Raw genomic sequence first — 13,689 nt, 5'->3', positions numbered from 1 at the left:
CTTTGCCGCCGGATTGATGGCGCGGATCGTCGCCTCGACCTTGGCGAGCTCTTCTGATGTGACGAGGTCGGTCTTGTTGAGCACGACGACGTCGGCGAAGGCGATCTGGTCCTCGGCTTCCCTGGAATCCTTGAGCCGCAGCGGCAGGTGCTTGGCGTCGACCAGCGCCACCACCGCGTCGAGCCTGGTCTTGGAGCGCACGTCGTCATCCATGAAGAAGGTCTGCGCCACCGGCACCGGATCGGCGAGCCCGGTGGTCTCGACGACGATGGCATCGAAGCGGCCGGGTCGGCGCATCAGGCCCTCGACGACACGGATCAGGTCGCCGCGCACCGTGCAGCAGACGCAGCCATTGTTCATCTCGTAGATTTCCTCGTCGGATTCCACGATCAGGTCGTTGTCGATGCCGATTTCGCCGAACTCGTTGACGATGACGGCGTAGCGCCTGCCGTGGTTTTCCGACAGGATGCGGTTGAGCAGCGTCGTCTTGCCGGCACCGAGATAGCCGGTGAGAACGGTTACGGGGATCTGCGTCTGTGCGTCGCTCATGGCTTGCCTCGAATTATCTGGGCCTCGGAAATTCGGCCTGAGAAAAGGGAATGTCGGCTCCATATAGGATGTGCGCCGGGCTTTTGCACGGGGCAAACCGATGGGCCAAACCGGCTTGCTGCATTGCCGAATCGTTGGCGAAAGCCGTTGTGATCGCCTAGATCAGGGCGACAGAGGCCAATTCGAGAGGCAAGATATGTCCGGCAAGCCATCCTCGTTCTTAATGAGCCGGCGCCAGGCGCTCGGTTTGATCGCGGTCACCGCCGGCGGTGGTGTCTTCCTGCCCGCCGCCGCGATAGCAGACCAGACTTCACCCTATGCCGGACTGGCCTTGTTCGAAAACGGCGCCGGTGTCTGCACCATCACGCCCGAGGCGACCGAGGGACCGTTCTATTTCGATCCGAAGCTAGAACGCGCCGATGTCACCGAAGGCAAGAAGGGCATTGCCCTTGATGTGCGGCTGCAGGTTGTCGACGCGGGCTGCCGCCCGCTTGCCGGCGCTCGTGTCGACATCTGGCATTGCGACGCGCAAGGCGCCTATTCCGGCTATCCCGGACAGGGTGATGGCCGCGATCTCGACACCTCGGGCCAGACCTTCCTGCGTGGTTGGCAAAGGACCGACGCGAGTGGCATCGTTTCCTTCGCCACGATCTATCCCGGCTGGTATCGCGGCCGCACCACCCACATCCATTTCAAGGTCTTTCCCGACGACAGTTCGGTGATGACCGGACAGTTGTTTTTCCCGGACAGCCTCAGCGAGCAGATTTTCACCACGGCCGCACCCTACAACGACCGGTCGGGCGAGCGCGACACCTCGAATGCCGCGGACGGCATAGCCAGGCGGGCCGGACCGCAATCGCAGGCTGCGCTGCGCGAGCTGGAGGATGCCTATCAGGCGCTGATGATCATCGCGGTGAAGTCCGGCTGAGCGGCGGTCACTCCATCACTTTGCTCGCGGCGAAAATTCCGGCTGGGAATTCGTTTGTCATCTAACTGAAATAAACATCTGGCATTAGCCACGGCGGACACCACAATGCTTGCCGGCAAAGCTGTTTGAAGCTCCGGAATCTTTTTCATCGTCGATTGCCAACCGGCCGGCTGCCTCTATGCTGCCCGCACCGGTACGGCCGAAGAGGGATGACCATGGCCAAGGCGGATAAGACTGCGACAATGAGCCGGCTGCATTCGGCGGCAAGGCTGGCAAGAACGGCGCTGGCGGCCCGGCTTCTGGCGCACGGCTTCTATGCCGGCCAGGATCAGATCATGCTGGCGCTCGACCGTGAGGACGGCCAGACGCCGGGCAATCTTGCCGGACGCCTCGGCGTGCGCCCACCTACCATCACCAAGACAATCAACCGGCTGCAGGCCCAGGGTTTTCTGGAAAAACGCGCCTCCTCGGCCGACGCCCGTCAGGCGCATATTTTCCTCACCGACACCGGTCGCGACATCATTCACGCCATCGAGAAATCGGTGAAGAAGACCGAAAAGCTGGCGCTGAAGGGTCTCGACAAGAAGGACCAGAAGGCACTGTTCAAGCTGCTTGCCCGCATCGAGGCCAACCTCTCGAACGTGGAACTGGTGCTCATCGACGACGACGCCGAGTCGGACGACTGACCGGCGGATTGTTGCGGCAGGCGATCAAGCCGCCGCGGCAGAGCCCTGGATCAGCGACGACCAGCGTCCCGGTGTCATGCCGAACGCCTTCTTGAATTGCCTTATGAAATGGCTCTGGTCGCTGAAGCCGGCTTCGACCGCGATCTGTGCCAACGGTTCGCCGGCGGCGATCATCCGCCGCGCCCGCTGAAGCCGGCGCATCACCAGGAAGCGATGTGGACTGGTGGAGAAAGCGGCACGGAAATGCCGTGACAAGGCATAGCGATCAAGCCCGGTTACAGCTTCCAGTTCGCCGGAACGCACCGGCCGGTTCAGGTTTTCCGTGAGATAGTCGCGCGCCAGAGCAGCCGCCCGCCACGCCGTCCTGGTCATCGGCTTCGCCGACTGGCCGCCATGCCGGATCAGGCTTTGCATCAGTTCCGTCAGGAAGTCGTCGACGAACAACTCGTCGAGTTCCTGCTCCAGCGGACCCAGCGCCGAAAGCAGCGTTGCGCAGAAGGCGGCGTCCGCCACCACGCCATCCCTGACAAAAGGCAGCGACACGCCGCCAAGGCAGTCGAGCATCAGCGACGGTTCCAGATAGAGCATTCGGTAGCGCAGTCCGTCCTCGGTGCCGGCGCCGCCGTCATGCAACTCGTCGGGATGCAGCACGATGATCTGGCCCGGAAGGCTGTGGCGCGCAGCGCCGAGATAGCGAAACGTCTGCACACCGTGCAGCGTCACCCCGATCGCATAGGTGTCGTGGCGATGCAGGTCGAACGCGCTGCCATGGAAGCGCGCCTCGATCCGCTCCATGCCTGCGGGATCGGGGGCGGAGATGATACGGTTTTCCGCCGCATCGATGCACAAACGTCCAAGACCCTTGAAGGCCTGGCTGTCTAGATCGTGCGACATCGTCTCCTTCAGCCTCGCATTGGGGCACAACCGAATGGCCAATGTCTCATGTTCGATACGAAATTTGCAATCGTGCTCAGGGAAGATCTGCCGGTCTGGCAGAAACTCAACGTCACCGCTTTCCTGACCAGCGGCATCGTCGCGCAGTTTCCCGATATCATCGGTGAACCCTATCGCGACCGCGCCGGCAATCTCTACAACCCGCTGTCGATCCAGCCGGTCATCGTTTTGTCCGCCGACCAGACGACGCTGGGCACCATCCACCGGCGCACGCTGGAGCGCGGCGTGACCACCTCGCTCTATGTCGAGGAAATGTTTTCGACCGGCTTTGACGCGGCGAACCGCGCCGTCTTCGCCGAATTCGCGCCTGAAGACGCCAAGGTGGTCGGGATCGCGCTTCGCGCCGACAAGAAGCTGGTCGACAAGATCACCAAGGGCGCCCGCATGCACGCCTAGCCAGGGCACTACGCCTGCCGGCGGCTCTTGTTGTGCCAGCAGGCTTTCATGTCGCGGCAGTCGACAATTGGCTTGCCGGGAGCCGGCAATTCCCGCAAAGGTGGGCTCCAGCCCAGCTTCCCACCCGGCCTGCAAGTGAGTGCTCCCCAAAGACATGTAGAAAGCGCGACGCCCCCGGTGGCGATCGTGTGCATGCTTTCCACCTATGTCTTCTTCACCTTCCTCGACACATCAAGCAAATACCTCGTCCTTGCCGGCGTTTCCGTGCTGGTCGTTGCCTGGGTGCGCTTTGCCGTGCATGTCGTGCTGGTCGGCGCGCTGCTGCGCGGCTGGCGCCAACCGGTGCGGTTTCGTCCGGTCAACCTGCCGGCGCATATCCTGCGCGGCGCGTTCCTGTTCGGATCGACCATATTCAATGTCCTGGCGCTCAAATCCCTGCAACTGGCGGAGACCACCTCGATCTATTTCTTCGGGCCGATGGTGATCACGGCACTGGCCGGTCCGCTGCTTGGCGAGTGGGCCGGCTGGCGGCGCTGGCTGGCCATCCTGGCGGCCTTTGCCGGCGTCCTCATCATCACCCGGCCGGGCGTTGGCGTTTTCGGCATCGGACATCTCTTCGCGCTCGGCTCGATGCTGTCGAACTGCTTCTACGTCATCATGACGCGCCGCATGTCGGCGACCGAGACATCGGAGAGCCTCATCCTGTTTTCGGCGCTGGCACCGGCGCTGTTGCTTCTGCCCCTGCTGCCGTTTTCGTTTTCCCTGCCGCATGACGGTTGGCACTGGTTCGTGCTGCTGATGCTCGGCGTGTTCGGCGGCGTCGGTCACTGGCTGCTGGTCCAGGCCTACCGGCTGGCGACAACCACGGCTTTGGCGCCCTATCCCTATTCGCAGATGGTGTGGATGATCATTTCCGGCTGGATCGTCTTCAAGCAGTTTCCCGACCGCTGGACATTGGTCGGCGCCGCCATCATCGTCGCCAGCGGTCTCTACATCGTCCATCGCGAGCATAGGCTTCGGCTGCGGAGCCGCGCGGCCTCGGATGTCGAGGCCGAGGCGTTGGCAAAAAAACTTTGATTTGCCCCCGATCGGTGGCATAACGCCGCCTTTAAACAGTTTAGGTCTGGAAGTTCAGGTCCGGGGAGCACACGTCGCTGGCACAAAAAATCAAGCTTTCGACGATCGCGGATGCGCTCGGCGTGTCCACGGCCACGGTCTCGCTGGCGCTGCGCGACAGCCCTCTGGTTGCCGGTACCACGCGTGACCGCATCAAGGAACATGCCCGCGCCATCGGCTATATCTACAACCGTCGCGCCGCCAGCCTGCGTACCTCGCGTTCCGGCATTGTCGGCGTCGTCGTCCACGACATCATGAACCCATTCTTCGCCGAGATCCTGCGCTCGATCGAAAGCGAGCTCGACCGCAGCCGGCAGACCTTCATCCTGTCCAATCATTATGATCAGCTCGAAAAGCAGCGCACCTTCATCGATACGCTTTTGCAGCTCGGCGCCGACGGCGTCATCATGTCGCCGGCCATCGGCACGCCGGCTTCCGACATCCTGATGGCCGAGGAGAACGGCCTGCCGGCTGTGCTGATCGCGCGCACCGTCGAGGGTGCCGACGTGCCGGTCTTTCGCGGCGACGACTCCTATGGAACAGGCCTCGCCACCAACCACCTGATCTCGCTCGGCCACAAGCGCATCGCCATGATCGGCGGCACCGACCAGACCTCGACCGGCCGTGACCGCTACCAGGGCTATGTCAACGCGATGGAGGCGGCCGGGCTGGAAGTCAGGCCGTCATGGCGCATCGCCGGCCCACGCACCAAGCAGGCCGGCTTCGAGGCCGCCGGACAGTTCCTGGCGCTGAAGGACAGACCGACGGCTGCCTGCTGCTGGAACGACCTTGTCGCCATCGGCCTGATGAACGGCATTGCCCGTGCCGGCCTTGTGCCCGGCGTCGACATCTCCGTTACCGGCTATGACGACCTCGAAGAGGCGGCGATCGCGACGCCGGCCCTGACCACCGTCTGGAACGGCCAGCGCGAGGTTGGCCGCCGCGCCGCCAGCGCGTTGCTCGACAAGCTCAACGGCCAGACGGTGCGGCCCTCGCAGGAATTGATCAAGCCGGAACTGCATGTGCGTCAGTCGACCGGCAAGCCGGTGGAGCGTGCATGACCAAGGCCGAACAGTTGCAGACCGTCGCCATCCTGGTGCCGGGCGATTTCAACGACCATGCGGTCGACCGCATCAACCGTACGTTCAGGCGTGTCAGAATAGAACGCGCGGATCCGTCCCTCATCACCGACGAGATGCGCAATGATGTGCGCGGCATTGCTTCATTTGCCGGCATCAACGCGGCGATGATGGATGCGCTGCCCAACCTCGAACTCATCGCCTCCTTCGGCGTCGGCTATGATTCGGTCGATGTCGGCCATGCCCGAGCGAAGAACATCATGGTCACCAACACGCCCGACGTGTTGACCGAGGAGGTCGCCGACACCACGATCGGGCTGTTGATTAACACCATCCGCGATCTGCCGCGTGCCGAAACCTGGTTGCGTGACGGCAACTGGGTGCGCAAGGGCAACTATCCGCTGAGCCGGCTGACCTTGCGCGGGCGCAGTGTGGGTATTTTCGGCATGGGCCGCATCGGCCAGGCCATCGCCCGGCGTCTGGAAGCTTTTGGCTTGCCGGTCGCCTACCACAACCGGCGCCGTGTCGAAGGTCTTCCCTACCAGCACCATGCGACCCTGAAAGGGCTTGCCGAGGCCGTCGATACGCTGATTTCGGTCGCGCCGGGGGGCGCCTCGACTGAGAAGGCGGTCAATGCCGAAATCCTGTCGGCACTTGGCGCCAACGGCGTCTTCGTCAACATCGGCCGCGGCAGCACGGTTGACGAGGCGGCGCTTGCGGCAGCCCTTGCCACCGGCACCATCGCCGCCGCCGGCATCGACGTCTTTGCCGACGAACCGAACGTGCCCAAGGCGCTGCTCGACGCGCCCAACACCTCGCTGTTGCCGCATGTCGGCTCGGCCTCGGACCACACCCGCCGCGCCATGGCGGATCTCTGCGTCGACAATCTGGTGTCCTGGTTCACCGAGCGCCGGCCGCTGACGCCGGTGCCGGAGACGGCGCATATAAGGGTCAGGACCTAGCGAGATAGGCCGAATAGGCGGCGAAACGTGGCTGATCTGCAACCATAGGTCGGAAATCGGTGCTTCTGACACTTCGGCATCCTGATACGCGCTTGATACGCGGCTGAAGGAAGGTACTCTGCCGACAATCAAAGAGCGGGGCGCTACGTGAAAATTCTTCTTCTTGCATCGACAATGCTTGTCGTCGTTTCAGGCAACGCTTTCGCTGCCGATGCGCTCGTCTCAGCTCCCGTTGCCTACGATTGGACCGGCGCCTATGTCGGCGCTCAGATCGGGTATGGCTGGGGAGATGTCGACAGCCACGATTCCGAGATAGGCAGCGGCTTTTCCGATTGGTCTGATTCGTGGAAATCCAACGGCGTGCTCGGCGGCATTCACCTCGGCTACAATCAGGCCTTCGATTCATATGTTCTCGGTGTCGAAGGTGATATCGAGGGCTCAGGAGCGAGCGGTTCAGTGGATTCGGTGTTTGCTGGCACCATCAAGACCAAAATCGACGTCCAGGGTTCGCTGAGGGCGCGCCTTGGCTATGCAATGGGACCGGCCCTCCTCTACGCCACGGGTGGCCTGGCCGTGGCTCACTTCCACACCAATTACGACGATGGCGCAACGACCGACAGTACATCCAACACGAAGGCGGGTTGGACTGTGGGCGCCGGCGTTGAATATGCTTTCTCGCCAAAATGGACGACGCGGGTTGAGTATCGTTACAGTGATTTCGGCACGTTCACCGACAATCCAGCGACTGACAGCGGCTTCAATTATCCGACCGATGTAAAGACCCAGGCTGTCCGCGTCGGCTTCAGCTACAAGTTTTGATATAAACTAGTCGATGTTGGGGGGCGGGAGTAATGCCGCCACTGTCCCGGGACGCACGCCTTTGTTCGGCGGGCCACACCTATTAACGCCAGCTTAACCCTTTGGAAACATTCTCCATCCTGTCCGTGTGCGTGGATGAAGAACGATGAAAACGCTTTCCGTATTGATCGCTGCCGCAGCGCTGTTTGGCGCCGTTCAGTTGTTTCATGCCGGCAGCGGGGAAAGCGTGGCCAACGAGGCCGCCCCGTCCAACAGCTACAGGCTGGTCGCCAATGGCGATGAGGCGGTCTGTGCAGTCAGCCGCGGGGCCGAAATTTCGGACGGTTTGTCGCTGCTCACCGTTGCTCCCAAATGCCGCCGGCTCTTGCCAGGCATAGAGCAGGCGAAGTTCTGGCGCGAGCAAAACGACGGCACTGTCGCCTTCAGCGCCAATGGCACCGATCCAATCGTCACCTTCGCGGCTGCCGATGGCGACGGCTACGAATCCTATGCCCCGGCGCTACCATTGCTGTCGCTGGCGGCCATAGGCGATAAGAAATCTGGTGACTGATTATTCCGCTGCGGCCCGCGCGCCAGCCTTCGCTGCGGCGTGCAGCCGAACCGCATCGCCGAAGGCCCGGAATATTTTCACCGAATTGCTGTCCGACTTGACCCAGTATTCCGGGTGCCATTGCACGCCGACGGCGAAGGCGCGGGCGTCGCGCACCGAAACCGCCTCGACCGTGCCGTCGGTGGCGACGGCCTCGACCTGCAGCTTCGAGCCGAGCCGGTCGATGGCTTGGCGGTGCAGCGAATTGACCTTGATGTCGCCGGCACCGAACACACCGGCCAGGCAACTGTCAGGTTTGATCGAAATGGTCTGGTGGATGGCGAAGCGTTCGTCCTGCTTGTCGCTCACCGGCGCGCGGTGGTCGAGCGAGCCCTCGCGCTCCTGGATCTCCGTGCCGAGCGTGCCGCCCAGCGCCACGTTCAATTCCTGGATGCCGCGGCAGATGGCGAGCAGCGGCACGCCGCGTTCGATCGCCCGGCGGATCAGCGGCAGCGTCGTGGCGTCGCGCGCCGGATCATAGGGGCCATTGGCTTCGCTGGCGTCGCCGCCATAGAGCGAGGGATGCACATTGGATTTCGAGCCGGTGACCATGACGCCGTCCACCGACGACAGGAGCTCGTCGAAGTCGAGCCGGTCGCCAAATGACGGCACCAACAGCGGGAACACGCCGGCGCCGGTGATCGCCGCTTCCAGATCTTGCTGCGGGGCGGCATGCCAGGTGTAGTTGTCGAACTGACGGACGTCGGTCGATATGGCGACGAGCGGCTGATGCATTTTGGCTCTGTGTTCCATCTGGGCAAGGGATACCTGCCGCTAAAATAGGCGATCCCCGGTTGTTTTTCCATGCCAAGTTTCGGCGTGTCGCATGGGCCACGAAACGGCCTGTTAGACTATAGTTGCAGGGTAGCTGGGCTTCGCCGTCAAATCGGGTCGGCCTGCTGGACTCGACTTCTTGCCTGTGTATTGTCTTGAACGAACCGACACGGAAACCGAGGATTTCCTGACGTCGGCCTGTTGATCCAAAAGGGAGGAACTTCATGGATCGTCGTTCATTCATTCGCAAGGCCGGTGTCACCGGCGTCGGTGCCGTGGCGGCCGCGGCCACGCTGGCAGCGCCTGCAATCGCCCAGTCCAATCCCAAGGTGACATGGCGGCTGGCGTCGTCCTTCCCGAAGTCGCTCGATACCATCTATGGCGGCGCCGAGGTGTTCTCGAAGATGCTGTCGGAAGCCACCGACGGTAACTTCCAGATCCAGGTCTTCGCCGCCGGAGAGCTGGTGCCAGGCCTGCAGGCCGCCGACGCCACCACGGCCGGCACGGTCGAAGCCTGCCATACGGTGGCATATTATTACTGGGGCAAGGACCCGACATGGGCGCTCGGTGCGGCGGTTCCCTTTTCGCTCAACGCACGTGGCATGAATGCCTGGCATTACCATGGCGGCGGCATCGACCTGTTCAACGAGTTTCTCGCCACGCAGGGCCTTTTCGGCCTGCCGGGCGGCAACACCGGCGTCCAGATGGGCGGCTGGTTCCGCAAGGAAATCAACACGGTGGCCGACCTTTCCGGCCTCAAGATGCGAATCGGCGGTTTTGCCGGCAAGGTGGTGCAGAAGCTCGGCGTCGTGCCGCAGCAGATCGCCGGCGGTGATATCTATCCCGCGCTGGAGAAAGGCACCATCGACGCGGCCGAATGGGTTGGTCCCTATGACGACGAGAAGCTCGGCTTCTATAAGGTCGCGCCCTATTATTACTATCCCGGCTGGTGGGAGGGCGGCCCGACCGTCCACCTGATGTTCAACAAGGCGAAGTACGAAGAACTTTCGCCGACGTACAAGTCGCTGCTGCACACTGCCGCGCAGGCGGCCGACGCCAACATGCTGCAGAAATACGATTATCTGAACCCTGCGGCGGTGAAGCGACTGGTGGCCGGCGGCGCGAAACTGCGCCCGTTCAGCCAGGAGATCATGGCCGCCTGCTTCGAAAAGGCCAACGAGGTCTATACCGAAATGGAAGCCTCCAACGCCCCGTTCAAGAAGATCTGGGAATCGATCAAGGGCTTCCGCAAGGAGCATTATCTCTGGGCGCAGGTGGCCGAATACAATTACGACACCTTCATGATGGTCCAGCAGCGCAACGGCAAGCTGTAGTCGGCCGGACTTCTGCTCAAAAGCTCTCTGGGCGGAACCCGCTCAGGGAGCTTTTCTGTATATACCGGAGGCGAAACCGGCGATTCAGCCTCGGCGCGGCATCACCAGAACCTTGACCTCGCCGGGCGCCGGCGGATTGGCGATCACCGCTGGCGCTTCTTCAAGCGACACCTGCCTGGAGATCAGCCTATCGATCTCGATCGTGCCGGAAGCAATGAGTTCGGCGGCGCGGCGATGGGTGTAGGGATTGAGGAAGGAACCGAGCACCTTCAGTTCCCGGAACAACAGGTCAAACGGCTCGAATTCCGCTTTCATGCCTTGCGGCGTCACGCCGACGATGACGACGGTGCCGCCGGCGCGGGCCAGCCGCATCGACTGCTCGACGGTCTCTCGCACGCCCGCACATTCGAAGACGACGTCGACACCGCCTGGCACCAGCCCCACCGGTCCGGCGATGGCATCGATGACATCGGCGGTGGTTGGATCGATCGTCATTGTCGCGCCGAGGTCCTCGGCGAGGGCGCGCCGCGAGGCTTGCCTGGTCGACAGGACGATGGTCGTGGCTCCCGCCAATCTTGCCAGCTGCACGGTGAGCAGGCCGATCACGCCGCCGCCAAGCACGACCACCGAGCTGCCCGGTTTGATCCCGGCAAGGTCGACGCCGTGCAGGCAACAGCCGAGCGGCTCGCAGAACGCGCCGTGCATGGGATCGAGACCCGCAGGCAGGACGAAAGCCTGCTTCTGCGGCAAGGCAAGGTATTCGGCAAAGCCGCCGTCGCGATGAATTCCGATGGCGCGCAGATTGCTGCAGAGATTGATTTGTCCCGCGTGACAACGCGCGCAGCGCCCGCAGGCGATGTTGGGGTCGCCGGTGACACGATCGCCGATGGCAAAACCCGAGACCGATTTTCCGATCGCCTCGACGAGACCGGAGAACTCATGGCCGGGCGTCACCGGCGGCGTGCACGGAAATTCGCCGTGAAACAGATGCCGATCCGTGCCGCAGACGCCGCAGGCTTCGATGCGCACCAGTAGCTCATCCGCACCGATGTCAGGCATGTCGACGTCGCGCAGCGTGATGCCGCCCACTGCTTCCAGCCGCACCGCTTTCATGGTTTTGACCATGCCGGTTCAGTTGAAGCTTGGCGGTTGCGACAGGTCGGGCTGTGGCGTTGCCGGCTTGGCCGGCGGCGCGTCGCCGAAGCTCGGCGGCTGCGACAGATCGGGGGCGGCGGGAGCCGTGCCGCCGCCGGCAGGCGCTGCGCCATCCGCCGGCGGCGTGCCGAGCGGCGACAGGCCGGGCATCTCCGGCACCTGGTAGTCGATCGTGCCCGGATCGACGGTCGTTCCCTTGTAGTGCATCACCATTTGCGGGAAGGCGATGGTCAACCCGATCATGATCACCTGGATGCAGACAAAGGGCACCGCGCCCCAATAGATCTGTCCGGTGGTCACCGGCGCGATTTGTTTGCCGGTGAGACGATCGAGATAGGGCACGCGCGCAGCCACCGAACGCAGGTAGAACAGCGCGAAGCCGAAGGGCGGGTGCATGAAGCTGGTCTGCATGTTGACGCCCAGGAGCACGCCGAACCAGATCAGGTCGATGCCGAGCTTGTCGGCGGCGGGCGCCAGCAGCGGTACGATGATGAACGCCAATTCGAAGAAGTCGAGGAAGAAAGCGAGGAAGAAGACGAGCATGTTGACGCCGATCAGGAAGCCGACCTCGCCGCCCGGCAGCGACGTCAAAAGGTGCTCGACCCAGATGTGGCCGTTGACGCCGTAGAAGGTCAGTGAGAACACCCGTGCGCCGATCAGGATGAAAAGCACGAAGGACGATAGCCTTGTCGTCGAGGCCAGTGCCTGCTTGACGACGTCAAGCGACAAGCGCCCCTTTGCCGCCGCCATGATCAAGGCGCCGACGGAACCCATGGCGCCGCCTTCGGTCGGCGTGGCGATGCCCAGGAAGATGGTGCCCAGCACCAGGAAGATCAGCGCCAGCGGCGGGATCAGCACGATGATCACCTGCTGCGCGAGCCTGGACATCATGTTGAAATTCAGGCGTTTGTCGGCAATGGCGACGATGTAGATGAACAGGACTCCGGCAGTCGCGCCGAGAATGTCGGCATTGTCGCCATGCGCCGGCGCCAGATAACGATACGCCGCGTAGGAGACCGCTAATGTGACCAGCAAAGCCACCAGCAGCGACATCACGCCATGGCCGAGTGTACGGGCCTCGAGCGGCAGCGCCGGCATCGAGTTCGGCCGGATGATCGACATGATCAGGATATAGGACATATAGAGGACGGTGAGCACGAGGCCGGGGATCAGCGCGCCGGCATACATGTCGCCGACCGAACGGCCGAGCTGGTCGGCAAGCACGATCAGCACCAGCGACGGCGGGATGATCTGGGCAAGCGTGCCGGAGGCGGCAATGACACCGGATGCGAGCCGGCGGTCATAGCCATAGCGCAGCATGATCGGCAGCGAGATCAGGCCCATGGCGATGACGGAAGCCGCCACCACGCCGGTGGTCGCCGCCAAGAGCGCGCCGACGAAGATCACCGCATAGGCAAGGCCACCGCGGATTGGCCCGAACAGCTGGCCGATCGTGTCGAGCAGGTCTTCGGCCATACCCGATCGCTCGAGCACGATGCCCATGAAGGTGAAGAACGGAATGGCCAGCAGCGTGTCGTTCGACATCACCCGGCTGCCGTAGAAATTATCCGGCAATGCGTGCAGGAGCGGCCAGGCGAGGTTGATCGATCCTCCGGAATAAGGCGACAGCAGCACGCCGATGAAGAAGAACATCAAGCCGTTGGCGGCCAGGGAAAAAGCGACGGGGTAGCCGATCAGCAGGAAGATGATCAGCGAAGCGAACATGATCGGCGCCATGTTCTGCGCGATGAACTCCATCACGAGCGCACCTCGTCGGCCAGCGCCTTGGCTTCGAGTTCGGCCTGTTCATGCACGGAAATGAACGGATTGGGATCGTCCATGTCGCCGCGCATGATGGCGATCTTCTTGATGATCTCGGAGATGCCCTGCAGCGCGAGCAGGAAAAAACCGACGAGCAGGATGGCCTTGGCCGGCCAGATGATCAGACCACCGGAATTGTTGGACATCTCGCCGCTGCGAAACGACAGCGACACATAGGGCACGAAATAGATCACCATCAACGTCACGAACGGCATCAGGAAAAAGAGATGCCCGAGCAGGTCGATCCAGTGCTGCACGCGGCGTGAAAACAGGCCGTAGACGACGTCGATGCGGATATGTTCGTTCTGCTTCAGCGTATAGGCGGCGGCCAGCATGAAGGCGGCGCCGAACAGATACCATTGCAGTTCGAGCCAGGCGTTCGAGGATATGTCGAACACCTTGCGGATAATGGCGTTGGCGGCGCTCACCAGGATCGCCAGCAGGATCAGCCACGATATCCACTTGCCGATGAATTCGTTGGCGCGATCAATTGTCCTGGATAGAGCAAGAAGCCCTGCCATGCATTC

General features: G+C 62.6%; 16 protein-coding genes. 9 read left to right on the top strand and 7 right to left on the bottom strand.

Going from position 1 to position 13,689, the window contains the following annotated elements; translation table 11 throughout:
* The coding region (locus tag EOB49_RS15645) for a GTP-binding protein (RefSeq protein WP_164781690.1) at positions 1 to 549 on the bottom strand (549 nt) is incomplete at its 3' end.
* A 196-nt stretch (positions 550 to 745) separates the two neighbouring features.
* Between EOB49_RS15645 and EOB49_RS15640 the strand changes: the two genes are divergently transcribed.
* A complete protein-coding gene (locus EOB49_RS15640) occupies positions 746 to 1,477 on the top strand; it encodes an intradiol ring-cleavage dioxygenase (protein WP_127381481.1) in 732 nt (243 codons plus the stop codon).
* Here the strand turns inward: EOB49_RS15640 and EOB49_RS15635 are convergent.
* Entirely contained in the window at positions 1,441 to 1,626 is a 186-nt protein-coding gene (locus EOB49_RS15635) for a hypothetical protein (protein ID WP_127266502.1), read from the bottom strand. The genes EOB49_RS15640 and EOB49_RS15635 overlap by 37 nt on opposite strands.
* A 66-nt stretch (positions 1,627 to 1,692) precedes the next feature.
* Here EOB49_RS15635 and EOB49_RS15630 point away from each other — a divergent pair, with 66 nt between their 5' ends.
* Complete coding sequence (locus EOB49_RS15630) at positions 1,693 to 2,163, top strand: MarR family winged helix-turn-helix transcriptional regulator (protein WP_127319448.1); 471 nt, start codon at positions 1,693 to 1,695, stop codon at positions 2,161 to 2,163.
* A gap of 24 nt (positions 2,164 to 2,187) precedes the next feature.
* On the opposite strand, the gene EOB49_RS15625 is transcribed toward EOB49_RS15630, so the two are convergent.
* A complete protein-coding gene (locus EOB49_RS15625; protein ID WP_127381480.1) occupies positions 2,188 to 3,057 on the bottom strand; it encodes an AraC family transcriptional regulator in 870 nt (289 codons plus the stop codon).
* A 48-nt stretch (positions 3,058 to 3,105) separates the two neighbouring features.
* On the opposite strand from EOB49_RS15625, the gene EOB49_RS15620 reads away from it, so the two are divergent.
* From EOB49_RS15620 to EOB49_RS15595, 6 genes are all read left to right on the top strand, one after another.
* Positions 3,106 to 3,513 (top strand): DUF2000 family protein, encoded by a 408-nt coding sequence (locus EOB49_RS15620; RefSeq protein WP_127331396.1) that lies wholly within the window; start codon positions 3,106 to 3,108, stop codon positions 3,511 to 3,513.
* Positions 3,514 to 3,705: 192 nt separating this feature from the next.
* A complete protein-coding gene (locus EOB49_RS15615) occupies positions 3,706 to 4,590 on the top strand; it encodes a DMT family transporter (protein WP_164748949.1) in 885 nt (294 codons plus the stop codon).
* 77 nt (positions 4,591 to 4,667) lie between these two features.
* Positions 4,668 to 5,690: a LacI family DNA-binding transcriptional regulator gene (locus tag EOB49_RS15610; RefSeq protein WP_081738944.1), complete on the top strand. Its 1,023-nt coding sequence runs from the start codon at positions 4,668 to 4,670 to the stop codon at positions 5,688 to 5,690.
* Positions 5,687 to 6,670 (top strand): 2-hydroxyacid dehydrogenase, encoded by a 984-nt coding sequence (locus tag EOB49_RS15605; RefSeq protein ID WP_127381479.1) that lies wholly within the window; start codon positions 5,687 to 5,689, stop codon positions 6,668 to 6,670. Before EOB49_RS15610 ends, EOB49_RS15605 begins: the two co-directional genes overlap by 4 nt.
* Positions 6,671 to 6,817: 147 nt before the next feature.
* The gene (locus tag EOB49_RS15600) at positions 6,818 to 7,489 is read left to right on the top strand and encodes an outer membrane protein (protein WP_127319440.1); all 672 of its coding nucleotides are present in this window, start codon (positions 6,818 to 6,820) and stop codon (positions 7,487 to 7,489) included.
* A gap of 145 nt (positions 7,490 to 7,634) precedes the next feature.
* Positions 7,635 to 8,039, top strand: coding sequence for a hypothetical protein (locus EOB49_RS15595; protein ID WP_127381478.1), 405 nt, complete (start codon positions 7,635 to 7,637; stop codon positions 8,037 to 8,039).
* Here EOB49_RS15595 and EOB49_RS15590 read toward each other — a convergent pair whose 3' ends face one another.
* Positions 8,040 to 8,813 (bottom strand): gamma-glutamyl-gamma-aminobutyrate hydrolase family protein, encoded by a 774-nt coding sequence (locus tag EOB49_RS15590; protein WP_127381477.1) that lies wholly within the window; start codon positions 8,811 to 8,813, stop codon positions 8,040 to 8,042.
* Positions 8,814 to 9,076: 263 nt separating this feature from the next.
* Here EOB49_RS15590 and EOB49_RS15585 point away from each other — a divergent pair, with 263 nt between their 5' ends.
* On the top strand, positions 9,077 to 10,186 hold the full coding sequence (locus EOB49_RS15585; RefSeq protein WP_127381476.1) for a TRAP transporter substrate-binding protein: 1,110 nt from the start codon (positions 9,077 to 9,079) through the stop codon (positions 10,184 to 10,186).
* Between the two features lie 84 nt (positions 10,187 to 10,270).
* Here EOB49_RS15585 and EOB49_RS15580 read toward each other — a convergent pair whose 3' ends face one another.
* From EOB49_RS15580 to EOB49_RS15570, 3 genes are read right to left on the bottom strand one after another with little or no spacing between them, the layout of a single operon-like run.
* On the bottom strand, positions 10,271 to 11,299 hold the full coding sequence (locus EOB49_RS15580; RefSeq protein WP_164781691.1) for a zinc-dependent alcohol dehydrogenase family protein: 1,029 nt from the start codon (positions 11,297 to 11,299) through the stop codon (positions 10,271 to 10,273).
* A gap of 18 nt (positions 11,300 to 11,317) precedes the next feature.
* Complete coding sequence (locus tag EOB49_RS15575) at positions 11,318 to 13,102, bottom strand: TRAP transporter large permease subunit (RefSeq protein ID WP_174800303.1); 1,785 nt, start codon at positions 13,100 to 13,102, stop codon at positions 11,318 to 11,320.
* Positions 13,099 to 13,683 carry a TRAP transporter small permease subunit gene (locus tag EOB49_RS15570; RefSeq protein ID WP_127266510.1) on the bottom strand — a complete coding sequence of 195 codons (585 nt, stop codon included), beginning with the start codon at positions 13,681 to 13,683 and terminating at the stop codon, positions 13,099 to 13,101. The genes EOB49_RS15575 and EOB49_RS15570 overlap by 4 nt, the downstream gene beginning before the upstream one ends.
* Between the last annotated feature and the right edge of the window lie 6 nt (positions 13,684 to 13,689).

This window comes from Mesorhizobium sp. M7A.F.Ca.MR.148.00.0.0, from assembly GCF_003997735.1.
Classification (GTDB): domain Bacteria; phylum Pseudomonadota; class Alphaproteobacteria; order Rhizobiales; family Rhizobiaceae; genus Mesorhizobium.
This window is presented reverse-complemented; position numbering and strand designations above follow the sequence as displayed.